Here is a 17,367-nt window from a genome sequence, read left to right as displayed (position 1 = left end):
GATGACCGCCGCCAACAGCCAACTGCGCGACCTGGGCGCCGCGCCCAGGGAGGCCGGGCAGACCGAATTGCACCCCGACCTGAACCGCGCCCATGTGCGTTTTATCAACCTGGGCAAAACCTATGACGGCACGGTGCATGCACTGCAAGGCATCGACCTGGCCATCCAGCGCGGCGAAGTATTCGGCATTATTGGCCGCAGCGGTGCCGGTAAATCCTCGCTGATACGCACCATCAACCGCCTGGAGCAACCCAGCAGCGGGCGAGTGCTGATCGACCAGGTGGACATCGGTGAGTACGACGAAGACCGCCTGGTGGCGCTGCGTCGGCGCATCGGTATGATCTTCCAGCACTTCAATTTGATGTCGGCCAAGACCGTGTGGCAAAACGTCGAGTTGCCGCTCAAGGTTGCCGGCGTGCCCAGGCCGCAGCGTGAGCAAAAGGTCCGTGAGCTGCTGGAACTGGTGGGCCTCAGGGACAAACACAATGCCTACCCGGCGCAATTGTCCGGAGGGCAAAAGCAGCGCGTGGGCATCGCCCGTTCATTGGTGCACGATCCCCAGATCCTGCTGTGCGACGAGGCCACCTCGGCCCTCGACCCGGAGACCACCCAATCGATCCTTGGCCTGCTGCGCGAGATCAACCAGCGACTGGGCCTGACCATCGTGCTGATCACCCATGAGATGGCGGTGATCCGCGAGATCTGCGACCGCGTGGTAGTGCTGGAACACGGACGCATCGTCGAACAAGGCCCGGTGTGGCAAGTGTTCGGCAACCCGCAGCACGAGGTCAGCAAAACCCTGCTGGCGCCGCTGCAACATGGGCTGCCGCAAGAGCTGCAAAACCGTCTGCAAGCCACCCGGACCTCGGCTGAGGCTGCGCTGGTTTTGCGCTTGCAGTTCACCGGCAGCGCCCACGACGAGCCCGACCTGGCCGCGCTTTTCGGCGCCCTCGGCGGGCGAGTGCGCTTACTGCAAGGCGGTGTCGAACGTATTCAGGGTCACGCCCTGGGGCAATTGCTGTTGGCAGTGAATGGCTCGCCCCACGACGCCACGGAGCTGCGCAAGCGTGCCGCAAATTGGGCGCAACAGGTGGAGGTGCTGGGTTATGTGGTTTGATCGTTTGCTGCAAGGCGCCATCGACACGCTGTTGATGGTGGGTGTTTCGTCACTGATCGCCTTGCTGGTGGGGATCCCACTGGCGGTATTCCTGGTCACCAGCGACAAGGGCGGAATCTACCAGGCACCGGCGTTGAATCGCGTGCTGGGCGCGTTCGTCAATCTGTTCCGTTCTATTCCATTTTTGATTCTGATGGTGGCGCTGATCCCGTTCACCCGGCTCATTGTCGGTACCACCTATGGCGTGTGGGCGGCCGTGGTGCCACTGACCATCGCCGCCACGCCGTTCTTTGCACGTATCGCCGAGGTGAGCCTGCGCGAGGTCGACCACGGTTTGATCGAAGCCGCACAGGCCATGGGCTGCCGGCGCTGGCACATCATTTGGCACGTGCTGTTGCCCGAGGCGCTGCCGGGGATTGTCGGCGGGTTCACCATCACTTTGGTGACCATGATCAACTCGTCGGCCATGGCCGGGGCGATTGGTGCGGGCGGCTTGGGCGACATCGCGTATCGGTATGGCTATCAGCGGTTTGATACCCAGATCATGCTGACGGTGATCGTGCTGCTGGTGGTGCTGGTGGCGGTGATTCAGTTGGGCGGTGATCGCCTGGCGCGGGTACTCAACAAACGGTGAGGTATAGTCGGGACATCCCAGTAATCGGTATGGCCCGCCATGACTCTCAAGCCCGACGATCTCAACCGGATCACTTCCACCACCCTCGACCACTACAACAAGGTGGCCGAAGACTTCCGTGAAGGCACTCGCGATCACGATGTGAGCCAGAACATCGACGCCTTGCTGCGGCACATCCACGGCACGGCACCGTTTACCGTGCTGGATTTCGGTTGCGGGCCGGGTCGGGACTTGCAGACATTTACGCGCAAGGGCCATATCGCCGTGGGGCTAGACGGCTCCGAGCGGTTTGCGCAGATGGCGCGGGAAGACAGTGGCTGCGAAGTGTTGCAGCAAGACTTCCTGAAGCTGGATCTGCCTGGCGAACGTTTCGATGGGATTTTTGCCAATGCCGTGCTGTTCCATATTCCCAAGCAGGAATTGCCCCGTGTACTCAAGCAACTCCATGGCGCGCTGAAGCCGGGCGGCGTGCTGTTCAGCTCCAACCCTCGGGGTGAAAACCAGGAGGGCTGGAATGGGCCACGCTATGGGTCCTATCACGACCTGGAGGCGTGGCAGGTGTTGCTGACGGCGGCGGGTTTTGTGGAGCTGGAGCATTACTACCGGCCGACGGGTTTGCCGCGGGAGCAGCAGCCTTGGTTGGCGAGTGTGTGGCGCAAATCATAGGTTTTCGTTGCCCGGCCTGACGCCATCGGGAGCAATCCCCCTCCCACTTTTTAAATGCATTTCAAAAGTGCGAGGGGCTTGCTCCCGAAGTGCGCACCCCTAATCCACTTGATACACCACGGGGTTTTCACCCACCACCAGCGCCGTCACGCTGCGCGCTGCGTACCCGCCTTGTTCCTGCGCAGCAAAATTGGCCACCAGCCGCGTGCCATCGGCAAAGGTGGTCTGCTGCACCAGTTTGTCTGCCGTCAGCCAGCGAAAATCCGTCATGGCCTGAGTGGCCAGGCGCTGATGCAACGGCCGGAAAAAACGCTCCTGGCGCGCAATCACCGGCAGCCGTCGTTTAACCGTCGAGGCACTCAGGTGGTACAGCGGCGGCACGTTGTAGAGCAGTTGGGTCAGCTCGTTCTCAGCCTGCACATTGCTCAGTTTCAGGCTATCGAACAGCCAATGATGGGTGGTGATCACCGAGCCATGGAACACCGCCTGATACAACGGCAACCGCATGGCCGGCGCGAAATGCACGGTACGGAACGGCTCGTTGAGCGGCACCGGCTTGAAAAATACGGTCGGCTCCTCCGGTGGATACCAGTTGCCCACGTAATAGGGCGACTGTTTGTCCTGGGTCATCTGGCGGTCCCCCCAGCCGATCACCGGCGTCTGCATGCCATGGGCGAACAGAATGCCTTGGGCGGTGATGGCGTTGCCGTCTTCGGAACCGGCAGGCAGCTTGAGTACTGTGTTGAGCCAGCGCGACGCGTCGATATTGCCTTCGGCGTTTTGTGCCTGGGTCATCGTGGCGCCGTCGCGGTAGCTGTCGAAAACCATACTGGTGGCATAGGCATCGAGAAACCAGGCATTGAACCCGGCCTTAGCCTGGATCGCCTTCACTCGGGCTTCCAGCAGAGGTCGCACGCAGCGCGGGTCGGTGTAATGGCCGGATTGCTGGAAGCCGGTTTTCAATGTGCCGCTTTTCAACACAATCGCGCAGTCGCGGTAGGCCGTGCTACCCAGATGGGCGGTGGTCCAGTCCGGGTTTTCCGTCGCTGATAACGCCGTTTCATAAGAGTCGTACGGCGCCATCAGGTAACCGGCCTCAACTCCGACACGTATCGCTTCGGGATGCCAGAGGCCGCCTTCCCAGCCTTCGCCGAGGGTCAGCAACACGCGTTGCAGCCCGGCGTCGCGCAGCGAGCGGATAGCCTGGCTGCCCCAGGTTTGCGGATGATCACGCAAGGCGCCGGCAAAGGTCACGGCCAGCTCGTTGCGCAGCTCGCTGTAGCGGGCGGCGAGTCGGCTCATGTCGGGTGCGTCCACCTGCCAGCTCTGCCGGGCTTTCTTGTTGATCGCCGCATTGAGGCCGCGCAACAGCACCGTCTGCTCATAGCGATTCAACGCCGTGGTCTGCGCCAGCACCTGTGCGGACTCCTTGTCCAACAAACCCTTGAGTTCATGACCACGCAGGCGCTTGAGCAACAACGACCAGTCACGCACATCCTGCGCAGCCAACAGGTCATTGCCCCACAGGTAGACATGGCTGGCGCCCAGCAGCTTGTGTGCTTCAGGCGTTTGCCGCAGTTTGTCCGCCAACGGCTCATAGCGCCCCTGCTCAACCAGCCATTGGCGATAGCGCTTGGCGCCGGCCAACGGGTCGGCGTCGCCCAGGTGCAATAACAGGGTCATCGGCGCTGAAGGATCGAGCGCGGTAAATTCATGGGCCAGGGACAATGCCAAGCCTTTCTGCCAGTGCAGGCGGTTGTTGTAGGGGTTGGTCAGCAACCAGTTCAAGGTGAAACCGCCATGGTCCATACCCCATAGCGGTAGGCTGAGGTCCTGCGTGGTATTGAGCTCGCCCTGCTCCAGCAAGAATGCCTTCCACACCGGGTTGTCGGCCGGTACGTAATGCCCCTCGGCCAATGGCCAGATCAAGCCCTTGCCGACTGCCTGAGCGGGTTGGCGCAGCAGCGGCAACTCGCCCGACTCGCGAGCGGTGATGGTCAGGGAAAGGTCGCGTTGCTCGAGGCGGGCGGTCAGGCGATAGGCGCCGTCATCCCATTGCCAGGTGGCTTGCTCGGCGTCCGCCTGCAGTTCGCTGACGGCATGCGCGGCAACACCGCTGGAGGCCTGCACGGGCGCTTCATCGGCAGGTGTGACACGCAGCGCCAGCGTCGCGGGGTCAAGCTCAATACGCCAAAGGGGGTTTTCCAGCACGGTCGCGGCGAAGGCCAGGGGCGAGATCAGTAAGCCGCAGACCAGTAAGACAGGACGCAGGCAGTTCATGGGATCGACCTGTTGGGAAAGGGGGGAACGGAGGGTAAAACACTCGAGGGCGTGCAGGGGAAGGGCAAGGTATTTCGGGAAGTTTCCTACAACCGCTGAAGCCTGTGAAAATTCAACTGTGGGAGCACGCTTGCTCCCACATTTTTTTGATTTCACTCGGCCTGATGTTCCTGCTTGGGTTCACGAATCTTGTACCAGGCCACGTACAGCGCCGGCAGGAACAGCAGTGTGAGCAACGTGGCAATGATGATGCCGCCAATCATCGCGTAGGCCATCGGCCCCCAGAACACTTCACGCGCAATCGGGATCATGCCCAGGCTCGCCGCCGCAGCGGTGAGCAAGATGGGCCGGCGCCGATGCTCGGTGGCTTCCACCACCGCATCCCACGGTGTGTAACCCGCCAGTTCATATTCGTGGATCTGCGTTACCAGAATCACCGAGTTGCGGATGATGATGCCGATCAGGGCGAGGATACCCAGGATCGCCACGAACCCCATGGGTGTGCCTGTGGGTATCAACGCCAGCACCACGCCAATCAACCCCAGCGGCGCGACACTGGCGACCAGGAACATCTTCTGCACGCTGTGCAGCTGGATCATCAGGAAGGTCGCCATCAGGAACAGCATCAGCGGCACCACTTTCGCAATCGGGCCTTGGGCCTTGCCGCTTTCCTCCACGGTGCCGCCCGTGGCGACCTTGTAGCCCACCGGCAACCCGGCGCTGAATTTCTCGATGGTCGGCGCCAGTTGTTTGACCAGGTCGGTGGGCTGTATCTCATCGCGCACCGAAGCCTTGATGGTGATGGTCGGTTTGCGGTCGCGACGCCATACCAATGGCTGCTCCAGCTCATAGCGCACGGTGGCGAATGCCAGCAGCGGAATCGAGGTGCCGTTGGGCGTGACGATCTGCAGGTTCTGCAAGGTTTCCGGGGAGCCCCGTTCAGCGTCTTCGGCACGGCCGACCACATTGATCAGGTAGATATCGTCGTGCACCTGGGTCACCGAGGCACCGCTGACCACGCTGTTCATCAACTGTGCCACGTCTTCCGACGACAGCCCGAGTTGCCGCGCCTTGTCCTGGGCGATGTCCACGCGCAGCACTTTGCCCGGCTCGTTCCAGTCGTAGATGATCTCCCCCAGGTGGGTATTCTGATCAAGCAAAGTCGCCAGTTCGATGGCGTGCTTGCGCACCTGGTCGGTGTCTTTGCCGGACACGCGATACTGGATCGGACGCCCCACCGGCGGGCCCATCTCCAGCGGCTGCACAAAGCTGCCGATGCCGACGAAGTCATCGCGCAGGCGCTTTTGCAGGCGCGCAATCAAGGCACCGCGTTCTTTCAGGCCCTTGCTCACGATGACCAGCTGTGCGTAGTAGGGGTTTTCCAGTTGCTGGTCGAGGGGCAGGTAGAAACGGATCGCGCCTTGGCCGATGTAGGTGCTCCAGCGCGTGATATCCGGGTCATCCTTGATGATCGCTTCAAGGCGGTCGACGGCCTTGCGGGTTTCATTGATCGAGGCGTTCTGCGGCAGGTTGAGGTCGACGAGGATTTCCGGGCGGTCCGACGACGGAAAGAACTGGTTCTGCACAAACTGCATCGAGAACACCGACGCCACGAACAGCCCCACCGTGATGCCGATGGCCCACCAGCGGTTGCGCATGGCCCACAGCATGCCGCCATTGAAGGCTCGGCCAATCCGCCCAGGCTCTGCGTCGTGCGGTTTCACATTGGCGCTGAGGATATGCACGCCGATGACCGGCGCAAACAGCACGGCCACCACCCACGACACCAGCATCGCCACGGCAATCACCGCAAACAGGGTAAAGGTGTACTCGCCCGCCGAGCTGGCGTTGAGACCAATCGGCACGAAGCCTGCGACGGTCACCAGCGTCCCCGTGAGCATCGGGAACGCGGTAGAGGTGTAGGCGTAGGTGGCCGCCTGTTCCTTGCTTTCACCTTTTTCCAGGCGCGTGATCATCATCTCCACAGTGATCATCGCATCGTCCACCAATAGGCCGAGGGCGATGATCAAGGCGCCCAGCGACACCCGTTGCATGGTGATCCCGCTGTATTCCATGAACACGAACACCAGCGCCAGCACCAAGGGAATCGAGCACGCCACCACCAGCCCGGCGCGCATGCCGAGGCTGATAAAGCTCACCACCAGGACGATGATCACCGCCTCGAACAGCGCGCTGGTGAAGCCGCCCACGGCCTCCTCCACCACTTCGGCCTGATCGGAGACCTTGTGCACGCCGACGCCCACCGGCAGGTCGGCGGTCAGTTCATCCATGCGCTGATGCAGGGCCTTGCCGAAGGACTGGATATTGCCGCCCTTCTGCATGGCAATCGCCAAGCCGATGGCCGGCTTGCCGTTGAAACGGAACATCGGTCGCGCCGGGTCCACGTAGCCACGGCTGATGTCGGCGATATCCGCCAGGCGATAGAAGCGGTCATTAAGCCGCAGGTTGACGTTGGCCAGATCCTTTTCCGAGGCGAACTGCCCCGAGGTGCGCACGGAAATCCGCTCCGGCCCGGCCTCGATCACCCCGGCAGGCGTCACGGCGTTCTGTGATTGCAGGCTTTGCACCACTTGGCGCTGATCGATGCCCAGCGCCGCGAGTTTGCGCGTGGAGAAGTTCAGGTAAATCACTTCGTCCTGCTGGCCGATCATCTCGACCTTGCCCAGGCCCGGTACCGAGCGGATTTCGGCGCGCACCTGTTCGACGTAGTCACGCAGCTGACGCATCGACAGGCCATCGCCGGTAAATGCGTACACCGAGCCGAATACATCACCAAACTCATCGTTGAACGATGGCCCCTGCAACCCCTGGGGAAAGGTGCCGCGAATGTCGTCGATCTTCTTGCGCACCTGGTACCAGATCTCAGGGATGGCCTTGGCGCTGGTAGTGTCCTTGAGGAACACGAACACCGTGGACTCACCCGGGCGCGTGTAGCTTTTCACGTAGTCGAGGGAGTCGAGTTCTTCGAGCTTCTTCTCGATGCGGTCGGTGACCTGCTTGAGGGTTTCTTCCTGGGTCGCACCCGGCCAACGGGTCTGGATCACCATGGTCTTGATGGTGAACGAGGGGTCTTCCTCGCGGCCCAGGTTCATGTACGAGAACACGCCCATCAGCAGCGCGACGAACATCAGGTACCAGACGAAGGACTGATGCTTGAGGGCCCAGTCGGATAGGTTGAAGCTCCCTTTCATCGCGGGCTGTCCTCATCGATTTTGACTTTTTGCCCTGGTTTAAGGCTGTTCACGCCAGCGGTGACAATGCGTTCGCCGGGTTTGACGCCGCCGTTGAGCAAGGCGCTGTCGGCGTCACGGCTGAGCACCGTGACGTCACGCGGCTGCACAGTCCGGCTCTGGGTATCGAGCAGCCAGATGCGGGTCTTGCCGTCGACCTCCTGCAAGGCGCTCGACGGCACTTCGATACGCGGCGCAATGGCGGTGCTCAAGGTCACGCTGATCGCGGTGCCGAGGCGAAATGCGGGCGGCGTCTCGGCCAATGTCAGGCGAGCACGACGAGTGCGCGTGGCGCTTTGGGCCTGGGGTTCGATCTCACGCACGATGGCGGTGGTATGGACGCTGGGGTCAAGCTGCCCGGCGACCAGGAACACCACATCGGCGGGCAGTCTCTCGGCGAGGCCGGCAGGCAGATCGATCACCGCTTCCTTGATGTCCGGGCGGGCCAGGGTCACCACCTGCTGGCCGGCGCTGACCACCTGGCCGGCCTCGGCATTCCAGGCGGTAACAATGCCGGCGTGATCGGTGCGCAGCTCGGCATAGTTGAGCTGATCCTTGGCCTGGTTGACCGATGCCCGTGCCTGGTCGAGGGAAGCCTGAGTGGTTTTCAGGTCGGTCTGCGCCGCGTCGAGCTGGGCCTGGGCGCCAACGCCCCGGTTGAACAATTCCTGCTGGCGGCGCGCACTGGCCTGGGCGTTGATGAACTGTGCCTGCACCCGGGCCAGGTCGCCCTGGGCAGCACGCAGTTGGTTTTGTTGGTCGGTGGGGTCGAGCACGGCGAGCAATGCGCCCTGCTCCACCTCGGCGCCCACATCCACGGCGCGCCGTGCGATACGCCCGGCCACGCGAAACCCCAGGTTGCTTTCATAGCGCGCCTGGATGGTGCCGGCAAAGCGGCCGAGGTTTTCCTGGTCTTCAGCCTTCACTTCCATGGACAACACTGGGCGCACGGGCTCGGGCGGTGCTTCTTCCTTGGAGCAGGCCGCCAGCAACAGGCTGGCGGCGAGTAATGCCGTCAGGCGCTTCATGGCTGGGCTCCTTGCTGGGCAATCTCGACCAGCATGCCGGGGTGCAGCAGTTGCCCGCCGGCCACCACGACTTTTTCGCCGCCCTTGAGGCCGTCGCCGATGATCACTTTGCCGGTGAGGTAACGCGCCACACTGACTTTGTGCAGTTGCGCCTTGCCGTCAGCGTCGATCAGCCAGACGGCGGGTTCGTTGAGGTCTTTGGTCAACGCCGCCCACGGCAGTTCGATACTGGCCTTGGCCGGGCCATTGGCGGTGGCGCTCACCACCGACCCCAACTCCATGCCTTTGGGCAGGCTTTGCAGGGCGATTTTCACTTGGACGGTGCCGGTATTCGCGGCCACGGCCGGGGTCACTTCACGCACCTTGCCCACGGCCTTGATGCTGGGGTTATCCAGCAGGCTGACCGTGATCGGTGCATCCGGCGGCGGTTCCACCAGCAGGGATTCGTAAACGTTGAATACCGCATCGCGCTCGCCGTCCCGGGCCAGGCTGAAGATCGGCACAGTGGCCTGCACCACCTGGCCGACTTCGGCCTGGCGTGCGGTGATCACACCCGGTGCTTCGGCCACCAACGCGGTATAGCCGAGCTGCTCGCGGGCATTGGCCAGTTGGGCCTGGGCCGCGGTAAGCGCGCTTTGGCTGCTGCGCAGTGCGGCCTGGGCGGCATCGTATTCGCTGCGGCTGGTATAACCCTTGGGCAGCAGCTTTTCCTGGCGCACAAAGGCGGCGGCCGTCTGCTTGACCCGGGCCTGTTCCGCCACGACCTGGGCTTGGGCGGAGGCGACATTGGTCTGCAAGTCCTTGGGGTCGAGCTTGGCCAGCACTTGCTTGGCACTCACGCGGTCGCCTACATCCACCATGCGCTGGATGATCTTGCCGCCCACGCGAAAGGACAGGTCGGTTTGCACCCGCGCCTGGATATCACCGGTGAGCGTGACCGCCGCGGCAAAATCCGCCGGCTGCACGGTCTGCACGAATACCCTGGAATGTTGCTTGGGTTCAGCCTTCTCCTGGCCACAGCCGCTTAATAGCGTCAGTAGACCAAGGCCGAGAATACAGGTGGAAATACGACCGCCCATGCAGGCTCCTTTCGCGTGATGCCGACTCGCCAGTCTATGCGACTGTGAGCTTAGTTGAGGGTTCCTTATCTGCATGGAGACTCCCATACTCCAATGGTTCCCACAGCGACCGACCCCTTATGCTCAAGACCCTGGCGGTAGCCAATTACCGCTCGATCAATAAATTGGTGGTGCCCCTTGACCGGTTGAACCTGATCACCGGCCCCAATGGCAGCGGTAAGTCCAACCTGTATCGCGCGCTGCGCCTGCTGGCGGAAACCGCCCAGGGTGGAGTGATCAATGCCCTGGCCCGCGAGGGCGGGCTGGACTCGACCTACTGGGCCGGGCCGGAAAACATCAGCCGGCGCATGCGCAACGGTGAGGTGCCCGTGGAGGCCACCGCACGCCAAGGTGTGAAACGCCTGCGCCTGGGATTTGCCGGGGAGGACTTCAGTTACGCCATCTCCCTGGGGCTGCCTGAGCCGTCAATGTCGTTTTTCTCCCTCGACCCCGAGGTCAAGAAGGAATGCATTTGGGCCGGCCACCTCTATCGCCCGGCCAGCCTGCTGGTGCAGCGCTCCGGCCCCATGGTGCGAGCGCGTGACGGGCGCTCCTGGGACGTACTGGCCCAACATACGCCCAACTACCACAGCCTGTTCGATCAGGTCGGCAGCCTACGCAGCTCGCCAGAGGTGCTGTTGCTGCGCGAAAGCATTCGCGGGTGGCGCTTTTATGATCACTTTCGCAGTGACGTGGAGGCCCCTGTCCGCCAACCACAACTAGGCACGCGCACGCCGGTGCTGCACCACGATGGTCGGGATCTGGCCGCGGCGTTGCAGACCATCCGCGAAATCGGTGACCCCGAGGCGTTGCAGCGCGCAATCAGCGATGCGTTTCCCGGTGCGCGCCTGAATATCGAACCGTTGCAGGGCGGGCGCTTTGCCATTGAGTTCTATCAGGAAGGTTTACTGCGGCCACTGTCGGCGGCGGAGCTATCGGACGGCACCCTGCGCTATCTGCTGCTGATCGCGGCACTGCTGACGCCACGCCCGCCGACCATGATGGTGCTGAACGAACCGGAAACCAGCCTGCACCCGGATTTGTTGCCGGCGTTGGCGCGCTTGATTATCCAGGCGTCTCAGCAATGCCAGGTATGGGTGGTGTCCCATGCCAGCCGCTTGATTGCGGCGTTGCAGCAGGATGAGGGGTGTAACTCGATAGTGTTGGAAAAGGTAATGGGAGAGACCCAAATCGTCGGGCAACGGGTTTTGGATGCGCCGGCCTGGCATTGGCCGGAGTAGGCGCAACCCCCTGTAGGAGCGAGCTTGCTCGCTCCTACAGGGGTAAGGCTATCAGCCCTGCCACTTTCCGCCTTCGACAATCACGCTCTCAGGCTTGGTGTCATCGCTCAGCTCCTTACGCACATACTGGTCATACAGCTTGAGCAAGAACTTCTCTTCACCCAACTTCGCCAATTCGGCATTCACCCAATCACGCAGCTCGGTATTGCCCTTCTTCACCGCCGGCGCAATCGGCGCTTCGTCACCGAGCTTCTCCTCCAGCACACGATAGCCCGGGTTCTGCTTGGCCCAGCTGAACAACACCAGGTTGTCCTGGGCGTAAGCATCACCACGGCCGGCCGACAGCGCTTGCAGCGACTCGGAGTTTTTCTCGAACTTGAGCAGTTTCCAGTCCGGGTGGTTCTTGGTCAGCCAGATATCGGCGGTGGTGCCGGTGGTCACGATAGTGGTACGGCTGGCCAGGTCATCCAGGCGCTTCACCGCACTGTCGTTGGGCACCAGGGCCTGTACCGCGACTTTCAGGTTGGGATTGGTGAAATCCACCGCTTCCTTACGCTCCGGCGTCACGGTCATGTTGGCGAGGATCAGGTCGACCTTGTCGCTTTGCAGAAACGGAATACGGCTGGCCGGCTCCACGGCAACGAATTCAACCTTGTTTTCATCCCCCAGCAGGTCCTTGGCGAATTGGCGGCCGATGTCGGTATCGAAGCCGACATAACGCCCAGCTTCGTTCACAAAGCCAAACGGCGGTTTGTCGGTGAACACGCCGACGATCAGTTTGTCCCGTGCCTTGATTTTGTCGATATAACTCGCAGCAGCGGCGACAGGTTTTGCGGGCTCTTCGGCCTTTTTATCGCAACCGGCCAGCAGTGCGACGGCAAACAGCGGCAGCAGTAATTTTTTCATATCAGCTCCAGTTCCTTGGTTTTCTTGGGCAGTGTTGACATAAAGGAGAACTTCTCGAGGAACTGCTGCGCGCGTGCGGTTTGCGGGTTCGTAAAGAATTCTTCGGGGGTGTTGTGTTCGAGGATGCGCCCCGCCTCCATGAAGATCACGCGGTCGGCGACGGCGCGGGCGAAGGCCATTTCGTGGGTGACGATCAACAGGGTCATGCCATCGCGGGCCAGGCCTTGGATCACCTCCAGCACCTCCTTGACCATTTCCGGGTCGAGGGCGGCGGTGACCTCATCAAAAAGCATGACCTGAGGGTTCATGCACAACGAGCGCACGATGGCGATGCGTTGCTGCTGGCCGCCGGAGAGCTGGCGCGGGAAGGCGTCCCGCTTGTCGGCAAGGCCCACGCGCTCCAGCAGTTTTTCGGCCTGGGCGCGGGCTTCGCGGGGGTCGCGCTTTTGCACTTTCAAGGGGCCGAGCAGGATGTTGTCGAGCACGCTCATGTGCGGGAACAAGTGGTAGCTCTGGAACACCATGCCGATGTCCTGGCGTACCTGGCGCCAGTCAGTGGATGTATCCAGCAATTCCCTACCTGCAAAACGCAGGCTGCCGCTATGCGCGACCTCAAGCCCGTTGAGGCAGCGCAGCAAGGTACTTTTGCCGCAGCCGCTGGGGCCGAGGATCACCACCACTTCGCCGCGTTGCACGCTCAGGTCGATGCCCTTGAGCACCTGCGCCTCGCCAAAGAATTTGTTGAAACCCTGGAACTCGATCAATGCACTCATGCTTGGGCCCAGCGCCGTTCCAGCACCTTGGAGGCAGCCGACAACGGGTAGCAGATAAAGAAAAAAAACAGAAACAGCACGCCGTAGATCAATACCGACTCATAGGTGCGTTCGATGATTTGCTGGCCGACCTTGATCACATCCACCACGCCGATCAGTACGGCCAGCGAACTGGTCTTGATGAGGCGTGTGTAGACGTTGATGGTGGGTGGCGTCATGCGCTTGAGGGCCTGGGGCAGCAGCACGTAGCCGTACAGTTGCGGCGCGGACAGGCCAATCGACAAGCCCGCTTCGCGCTGGCCACGGGGCAATGAATGCAACGCGCCGCGCACCACTTCGCCGACTTCACTGGCGCCCCATAGCGACAACACCAACACCGCACACCAGAAACTGGGGAGGCTCAGGCCAAAGAAAATCGGCAGGCCGAAAAACAGCAGGTACAACCACACCAGCACCGGAATCGCCCGGAACAGTTCCAGGTACACCCGCAGCACCAGGTTGATCGCCCGCTTGTTCAGCGTGCGCAACACGCCATATACCACGCCGCCGACGGTGCTGAAGGCGATGCTCAACAAAGAAATCGACAGGGTTTGCGCAGCGCCCTTGCCCAGTTGCGGCAACGACACCCACAACAATTCAAGACCCGAACTGGCCATGCTGGAGCCTCCTTTCCAGACGGCTGAGCAGCAACGACAGCGGCAAGAACAGCAACACGCAGATCAGCGTCAACACCGCGAGCATTTCGTAAGTCTTGTAGTAGAGCGCGATGTAGCTCTTGGTGGTGTAGAGAATCTCCGGCACCGCCACGGCAGACACTACGGTGGTTTCCTTGAGCAGGAAGATGAAATTGGCGAACAGCGCCGGCAGGCTGAGGATGCCGGCCTGGGGCAGAATTACATGGCGCAGCAACTGCCAGTCGGACAGGCCGATGGACTTGCCCGACTCGATCTGCGCCAGAGGCACCGCTTCCACACCGGCACGCAGCACCTCAGTGAGGTAGGCGCCGCCGAGGAACGTCATGGTGATAATCGCTGCCCAGAACCCGGAGATATTCAAACCCAGGGCCGGCAAGGCGAAGTAAACGAAGAACAGCTGGATCAACAGCGGGGTGTTGCGCGCCAACTCTACATAGAGCGCCACCAGGCGCGACACATACGGCGTGCGAAACACCAGCAGCGCTGCGTTGATCAACGCCACCAGCAGCGAGGTGGCGATAGCGATCAGGCCCACTTGCAGCGTCACACCCACGGCCTTGAGAAATGCCGGCAAGGTGCTGAGGATAAACGCGAAATCGAAGGTCATTGTGAGTCCATGACGCCGCAGGGGTAATGCAGCGAGAGCGGTCCATATCAACGTGGGTAACGTCGGGTAGCGCGAACTTTAAAGGTATAAAAAGTAAAATTTAAATACCCAAATAGCATATTGATATCACCCAAAAAGATAACCGCCGGGTTCGCGGGTTTCACCGCTGGCAGCTAAGGTCTTGGGGTCGAAAGATTCGAGGGATCGAACCATGAACGAAGCGAAACCGATGGATCCGCAGGAGTTGGTGAAGTGGCTGGTGGCGTTGCGCAGGGCGATCAACAGCCGCTCGCTCTAACCACTGTAGATCCAATGTGGGAGTGGGCTTGCTCCCGGTAGTGACCTGCCGGCTTATCGATGTGCTGACGGAACCACCGCTATCGGGAGCAAGCTCCCCCCACAGTTTTTGCCTGCCAAGGCCCAATAAAAAAACGCCGACGCTGTAGGAGCCGTCGGCGTTCAAACCTTGAAGGGGGTTTGGCTTACATCAGAACGCAGGCACGACCGCGCCGTTGTACTTCTTCTCGATGAAGGCTTTGACTTCCGGGCTGGTCAGGGCCTTGGACAGTTTCTGGATAGCGTCGCTGTCCTTGTTGTCCGGGCGAGCCACCAGGAAGTTCACGTACGGCGATTTGGCGTCTTCGATGATCAATGCGTCCTTGGCCGGGTTCAGGCCAGCTTCCAGGGCGTAGTTGGTGTTGATCAGGTCCAGGTCCACCTGGTCCAGTACGCGCGGCAGCAAGGCCGATTCCAGCTCTTTGAATTTCAGGTGTTTCGGGTTGCTGGCAATGTCTTTCGGCGTGGCCAGGGCGTTACTTGGGTCTTTCAGGGTGATCACACCGGCCTTCTGCAGCAGCAACAGGGCACGGCCGCTGTTGGAGCCCTCGTTTGGAATGGCAACGGTCGCGCCATCCTTGAGCTCAGAAATGTTCTTGATCTTTTTCGAGTAGCCGCCGAAAGGTTCAACGTGCACACCGACCACGGTCACCAGGTTGGTGCCCTTGCCCTTGTTGAAGTTTTCCAGGTACGGCAGGGTCTGGAAGTAGTTGGCGTCCAGACGCTTCTCGGCCACCTGCACGTTTGGCTGCACGTAGTCGGTGAAAACCTTGATGTCTAGGTCCACGCCTTCTTTGGCCAGGGTCGGCTTGATCAGCTCGAGGATCTCGGCGTGCGGGATCGGGGTCGCAGCGACCACCAGTTTCTCGTTGGCCTGGGCCAAGCTTGCAGTCAGGGCAGCCGCCAGTGCGGTAAACAACAGAACCTTTTTCATGCAGTGTCCTTATCGAAATTCCGGGGCGTCTCTGACGACCGTTCTTATGTGGTGTGCCAGCGAAGTGCTATCGCGGCGTGAATGGGACAATACCTAGATTTTTTATTCCCGAACAATATCTTTTATTCACGTTGATATTCCATTTTGTTCATGTAGCCATTTGCGCAAGGTTTCCTGCTCGGCCGCCGTGGCGCTATGGAATATCCGCTGCACCTGTTCCAGCGGCGAGCCCGCCACCGGCAGGTTCAAATGCTCGGGCAGGATTTCATCGCCACTGCTCACCAGCAACGCAAAGTGGATGACGTTTTCCAGCTCGCGGGTATTACCCGGCCAACTGTGGCGTTCCAGCACATGCTGGGCGGCTTCACTGATCAACGGCACCGGCAGGTCCAGGCGCTGGCTGTAGATGCCGAGGAAGTATTCGGCCAAAGACAGGATGTCACCGACGCGTTCGCGCAAGGCAGGCAGTTCGAGTTGGCCTTCGCTCAGGTAATGGAACAGGCGCTCATGGAACTTGCCGGCGGCCACGGCCTGGGCCAGGTCGATACTCGTCGCGGCCACCAGGCGCACATCCACCGGACTGGGCTGATGGGCACCGACGCGGGTGACCTCATGGTTTTCCAGGGCGGCGAGCAGTTTCACCTGGATCGGCAGTGGCAGGTCGCCGATCTCGTCCAGGTACAACGTGCCGCCATTGGCCGAACCAAACCACCCGGCGCGGCTGCTGGCCGCGCCACTGTGGCTGCCGGCGGCGTACCCGAACAACTCGGCATCGGCATAGGTGGGGCTGATCGCGCCGCAATTGACTGAGACGAACAGCCCGGTGCGATCACTGCCGCGGTGGATCTGTCGCGCCAGCAACTCTTTGCCCGTCCCCGTCTCGCCGCGAATCAACACGGGCAGGGCAAGCGGTGCGAGGCTTTCCAAGTCTTCGCGCAATTGCCGCGAACGCGGGTCGACAAACACCAACGCCTTGGCGCGGATGCTCAGCGGGCTTTTTTCCGAATCGGGGAAGGTCAGCAGCGGCTGGCCGTAGGTTTCATGACTCATGGCAGGCTCCCGCCCCAAATCCACTCAAGGGACGGGGCGTTGAAAAAATATCAGGCAGTGCGCCGGGCGTGATGTTCGAGGCGGCTTTGCAGGCGATAAAGGTAGGCGAAACCCTGCTCCCATCGCTGGTGGCCGGACTTCACATTGATATGGCCGGCCCCGGACAAAATACCGGCTTCGGCGCCCCAATGGCGCGCAAGCTCCAAGGCTCTTGGCGCGCTGACGGCGCTGTCGTTGTCGGAACTGACCACGTGACTGGGAAACGGCAACAAGTCGGTCGGTATCGGCGCGAAATTGCGCAGAGCGGGAGCACAGGCCGGGCGTTCGACATCGGCCGGGGCCACCAGCAAGGCGCCACGCACCTGACGCAAAAACGCCAGCGGTGCCGTGGCAGCCCAGTGGGCGACCGTGATGCAACCCAGGCTGTGGGCGATGAGAATCACCGGCGTACTGTCGGCGGCGATGGCCTCGGCCAGCGCGGCCACCCAGTCTTCGCGACGTGGCGTCAGCCAATCGGCCTGCTCCACGCGCGCACTGTTGGGTAGGCTGTTCTGCCAATGACTCTGCCAATGATCTTCTGGCGATCCTTGCCAGCCCGGCACGATCAGGTAACGAATCGACTCGCTGTGCATGGGTGTGCCCTCCTGCAGCGTTTAACGTTGCCGATCAGTATAGGGACGGGGTTTATGTTCGTTAAGGAATAAGAAGCTATTTATTAATAACTGAAAGTT

Annotated in this window: 16 protein-coding genes; 4 read left to right on the top strand and 12 right to left on the bottom strand. The window is 61.3% G+C overall.

The window, feature by feature from the left end; all coding sequences use genetic code 11:
• The first annotated feature begins 1 nt into the window (after nucleotide 1).
• Genes EXW71_RS23405 through EXW71_RS23395 form a run of 3 tightly spaced genes read left to right on the top strand, consistent with a single transcriptional unit; the run spans nucleotide 2 to nucleotide 2,417 of the window.
• Nucleotides 2–1,117, top strand: coding sequence for a methionine ABC transporter ATP-binding protein (locus EXW71_RS23405; RefSeq protein WP_134660354.1), 1,116 nt, complete (start codon nucleotides 2–4; stop codon nucleotides 1,115–1,117).
• Nucleotides 1,107–1,751: a methionine ABC transporter permease gene (locus tag EXW71_RS23400; protein ID WP_056858169.1), complete on the top strand. Its 645-nt coding sequence runs from the start codon at nucleotides 1,107–1,109 to the stop codon at nucleotides 1,749–1,751. Before EXW71_RS23405 ends, EXW71_RS23400 begins: the two co-directional genes overlap by 11 nt.
• A gap of 39 nt (nucleotides 1,752–1,790) precedes the next feature.
• Complete coding sequence (locus EXW71_RS23395) at nucleotides 1,791–2,417, top strand: bifunctional 2-polyprenyl-6-hydroxyphenol methylase/3-demethylubiquinol 3-O-methyltransferase UbiG (RefSeq protein WP_134660353.1); 627 nt, start codon at nucleotides 1,791–1,793, stop codon at nucleotides 2,415–2,417.
• A 99-nt stretch (nucleotides 2,418–2,516) separates the two neighbouring features.
• Here EXW71_RS23395 and EXW71_RS23390 read toward each other — a convergent pair whose 3' ends face one another.
• The 4 genes from EXW71_RS23390 to EXW71_RS23375 form a co-directional block, all read right to left on the bottom strand.
• Nucleotides 2,517–4,697 carry a glycoside hydrolase gene (locus EXW71_RS23390; RefSeq protein WP_134660352.1) on the bottom strand — a complete coding sequence of 727 codons (2,181 nt, stop codon included), beginning with the start codon at nucleotides 4,695–4,697 and terminating at the stop codon, nucleotides 2,517–2,519.
• A 152-nt stretch (nucleotides 4,698–4,849) separates the two neighbouring features.
• Nucleotides 4,850–7,909, bottom strand: a complete 3,060-nt coding sequence (locus EXW71_RS23385; RefSeq protein ID WP_134660351.1) for an efflux RND transporter permease subunit — start codon at nucleotides 7,907–7,909, stop codon at nucleotides 4,850–4,852.
• A complete protein-coding gene (locus EXW71_RS23380) occupies nucleotides 7,906–8,976 on the bottom strand; it encodes an efflux RND transporter periplasmic adaptor subunit (protein ID WP_134660350.1) in 1,071 nt (356 codons plus the stop codon). Before EXW71_RS23380 ends, EXW71_RS23385 begins: the two co-directional genes overlap by 4 nt.
• The gene (locus EXW71_RS23375; protein WP_134660349.1) at nucleotides 8,973–10,055 is read right to left on the bottom strand and encodes an efflux RND transporter periplasmic adaptor subunit; all 1,083 of its coding nucleotides are present in this window, start codon (nucleotides 10,053–10,055) and stop codon (nucleotides 8,973–8,975) included. The genes EXW71_RS23380 and EXW71_RS23375 overlap by 4 nt, the downstream gene beginning before the upstream one ends.
• A 119-nt stretch (nucleotides 10,056–10,174) precedes the next feature.
• Here EXW71_RS23375 and EXW71_RS23370 point away from each other — a divergent pair, with 119 nt between their 5' ends.
• Nucleotides 10,175–11,335: an AAA family ATPase gene (locus EXW71_RS23370; RefSeq protein WP_134660348.1), complete on the top strand. Its 1,161-nt coding sequence runs from the start codon at nucleotides 10,175–10,177 to the stop codon at nucleotides 11,333–11,335.
• Nucleotides 11,336–11,386: 51 nt separating this feature from the next.
• Here the strand turns inward: EXW71_RS23370 and EXW71_RS23365 are convergent, their stop codons facing one another.
• From EXW71_RS23365 to EXW71_RS23335, 8 genes are all read right to left on the bottom strand, one after another.
• Nucleotides 11,387–12,241 (bottom strand): transporter substrate-binding domain-containing protein, encoded by an 855-nt coding sequence (locus EXW71_RS23365; protein ID WP_134660347.1) that lies wholly within the window; start codon nucleotides 12,239–12,241, stop codon nucleotides 11,387–11,389.
• Nucleotides 12,238–13,014 (bottom strand): amino acid ABC transporter ATP-binding protein, encoded by a 777-nt coding sequence (locus EXW71_RS23360; RefSeq protein WP_134660346.1) that lies wholly within the window; start codon nucleotides 13,012–13,014, stop codon nucleotides 12,238–12,240. Before EXW71_RS23360 ends, EXW71_RS23365 begins: the two co-directional genes overlap by 4 nt.
• Nucleotides 13,011–13,670, bottom strand: coding sequence for an amino acid ABC transporter permease (locus EXW71_RS23355; RefSeq protein ID WP_134660345.1), 660 nt, complete (start codon nucleotides 13,668–13,670; stop codon nucleotides 13,011–13,013). The genes EXW71_RS23360 and EXW71_RS23355 overlap by 4 nt, the downstream gene beginning before the upstream one ends.
• The gene (locus tag EXW71_RS23350) at nucleotides 13,651–14,316 is read right to left on the bottom strand and encodes an amino acid ABC transporter permease (RefSeq protein ID WP_123717046.1); all 666 of its coding nucleotides are present in this window, start codon (nucleotides 14,314–14,316) and stop codon (nucleotides 13,651–13,653) included. Before EXW71_RS23350 ends, EXW71_RS23355 begins: the two co-directional genes overlap by 20 nt.
• Nucleotides 14,317–14,442: 126 nt before the next feature.
• Nucleotides 14,443–14,598 carry a hypothetical protein gene (locus EXW71_RS28845; protein ID WP_167659666.1) on the bottom strand — a complete coding sequence of 52 codons (156 nt, stop codon included), beginning with the start codon at nucleotides 14,596–14,598 and terminating at the stop codon, nucleotides 14,443–14,445.
• Nucleotides 14,599–14,803: 205 nt separating this feature from the next.
• Nucleotides 14,804–15,586, bottom strand: coding sequence for a MetQ/NlpA family ABC transporter substrate-binding protein (locus EXW71_RS23345; protein WP_123717045.1), 783 nt, complete (start codon nucleotides 15,584–15,586; stop codon nucleotides 14,804–14,806).
• A gap of 126 nt (nucleotides 15,587–15,712) precedes the next feature.
• Nucleotides 15,713–16,636 carry a sigma 54-interacting transcriptional regulator gene (locus tag EXW71_RS23340; protein WP_123717044.1) on the bottom strand — a complete coding sequence of 308 codons (924 nt, stop codon included), beginning with the start codon at nucleotides 16,634–16,636 and terminating at the stop codon, nucleotides 15,713–15,715.
• 50 nt (nucleotides 16,637–16,686) lie between these two features.
• A complete protein-coding gene (locus tag EXW71_RS23335) occupies nucleotides 16,687–17,268 on the bottom strand; it encodes an alpha/beta hydrolase (RefSeq protein ID WP_123717043.1) in 582 nt (193 codons plus the stop codon).
• Between the last annotated feature and the right edge of the window lie 99 nt (nucleotides 17,269–17,367).

The organism is Pseudomonas sp. BCA17 (assembly GCF_004519405.1).
Taxonomy (GTDB): Bacteria; Pseudomonadota; Gammaproteobacteria; order Pseudomonadales; family Pseudomonadaceae; genus Aquipseudomonas.
The sequence above is the reverse complement of the archived record's forward strand: the minus strand, read 5'-3'. Positions and strand labels throughout refer to the sequence as shown.

Excerpts from the sequence above, each read along its gene's own strand:
- EXW71_RS23405 (WP_134660354.1), top strand. The coding sequence starts at position 2 with ATGACCGCCGCCAACAGCCAACTGCGCGACCTGGGCGCCGCGCCCAGG.
- EXW71_RS23400 (WP_056858169.1), top strand. The coding sequence starts at position 1,107 with ATGTGGTTTGATCGTTTGCTGCAAGGCGCCATCGACACGCTGTTGATG.
- EXW71_RS23395 (WP_134660353.1), top strand. The coding sequence starts at position 1,791 with ATGACTCTCAAGCCCGACGATCTCAACCGGATCACTTCCACCACCCTC.
- EXW71_RS23390 (WP_134660352.1), bottom strand. The coding sequence starts at position 4,697 with ATGAACTGCCTGCGTCCTGTCTTACTGGTCTGCGGCTTACTGATCTCG.
- EXW71_RS23385 (WP_134660351.1), bottom strand. The coding sequence starts at position 7,909 with ATGAAAGGGAGCTTCAACCTATCCGACTGGGCCCTCAAGCATCAGTCC.
- EXW71_RS23380 (WP_134660350.1), bottom strand. The coding sequence starts at position 8,976 with ATGAAGCGCCTGACGGCATTACTCGCCGCCAGCCTGTTGCTGGCGGCC.
- EXW71_RS23375 (WP_134660349.1), bottom strand. The coding sequence starts at position 10,055 with ATGGGCGGTCGTATTTCCACCTGTATTCTCGGCCTTGGTCTACTGACG.
- EXW71_RS23370 (WP_134660348.1), top strand. The coding sequence starts at position 10,175 with ATGCTCAAGACCCTGGCGGTAGCCAATTACCGCTCGATCAATAAATTG.
- EXW71_RS23365 (WP_134660347.1), bottom strand. The coding sequence starts at position 12,241 with ATGAAAAAATTACTGCTGCCGCTGTTTGCCGTCGCACTGCTGGCCGGT.
- EXW71_RS23360 (WP_134660346.1), bottom strand. The coding sequence starts at position 13,014 with ATGAGTGCATTGATCGAGTTCCAGGGTTTCAACAAATTCTTTGGCGAG.
- EXW71_RS23355 (WP_134660345.1), bottom strand. The coding sequence starts at position 13,670 with ATGGCCAGTTCGGGTCTTGAATTGTTGTGGGTGTCGTTGCCGCAACTG.
- EXW71_RS23350 (WP_123717046.1), bottom strand. The coding sequence starts at position 14,316 with ATGACCTTCGATTTCGCGTTTATCCTCAGCACCTTGCCGGCATTTCTC.
- EXW71_RS23345 (WP_123717045.1), bottom strand. The coding sequence starts at position 15,586 with ATGAAAAAGGTTCTGTTGTTTACCGCACTGGCGGCTGCCCTGACTGCA.
- EXW71_RS23340 (WP_123717044.1), bottom strand. The coding sequence starts at position 16,636 with ATGAGTCATGAAACCTACGGCCAGCCGCTGCTGACCTTCCCCGATTCG.
- EXW71_RS23335 (WP_123717043.1), bottom strand. The coding sequence starts at position 17,268 with ATGCACAGCGAGTCGATTCGTTACCTGATCGTGCCGGGCTGGCAAGGA.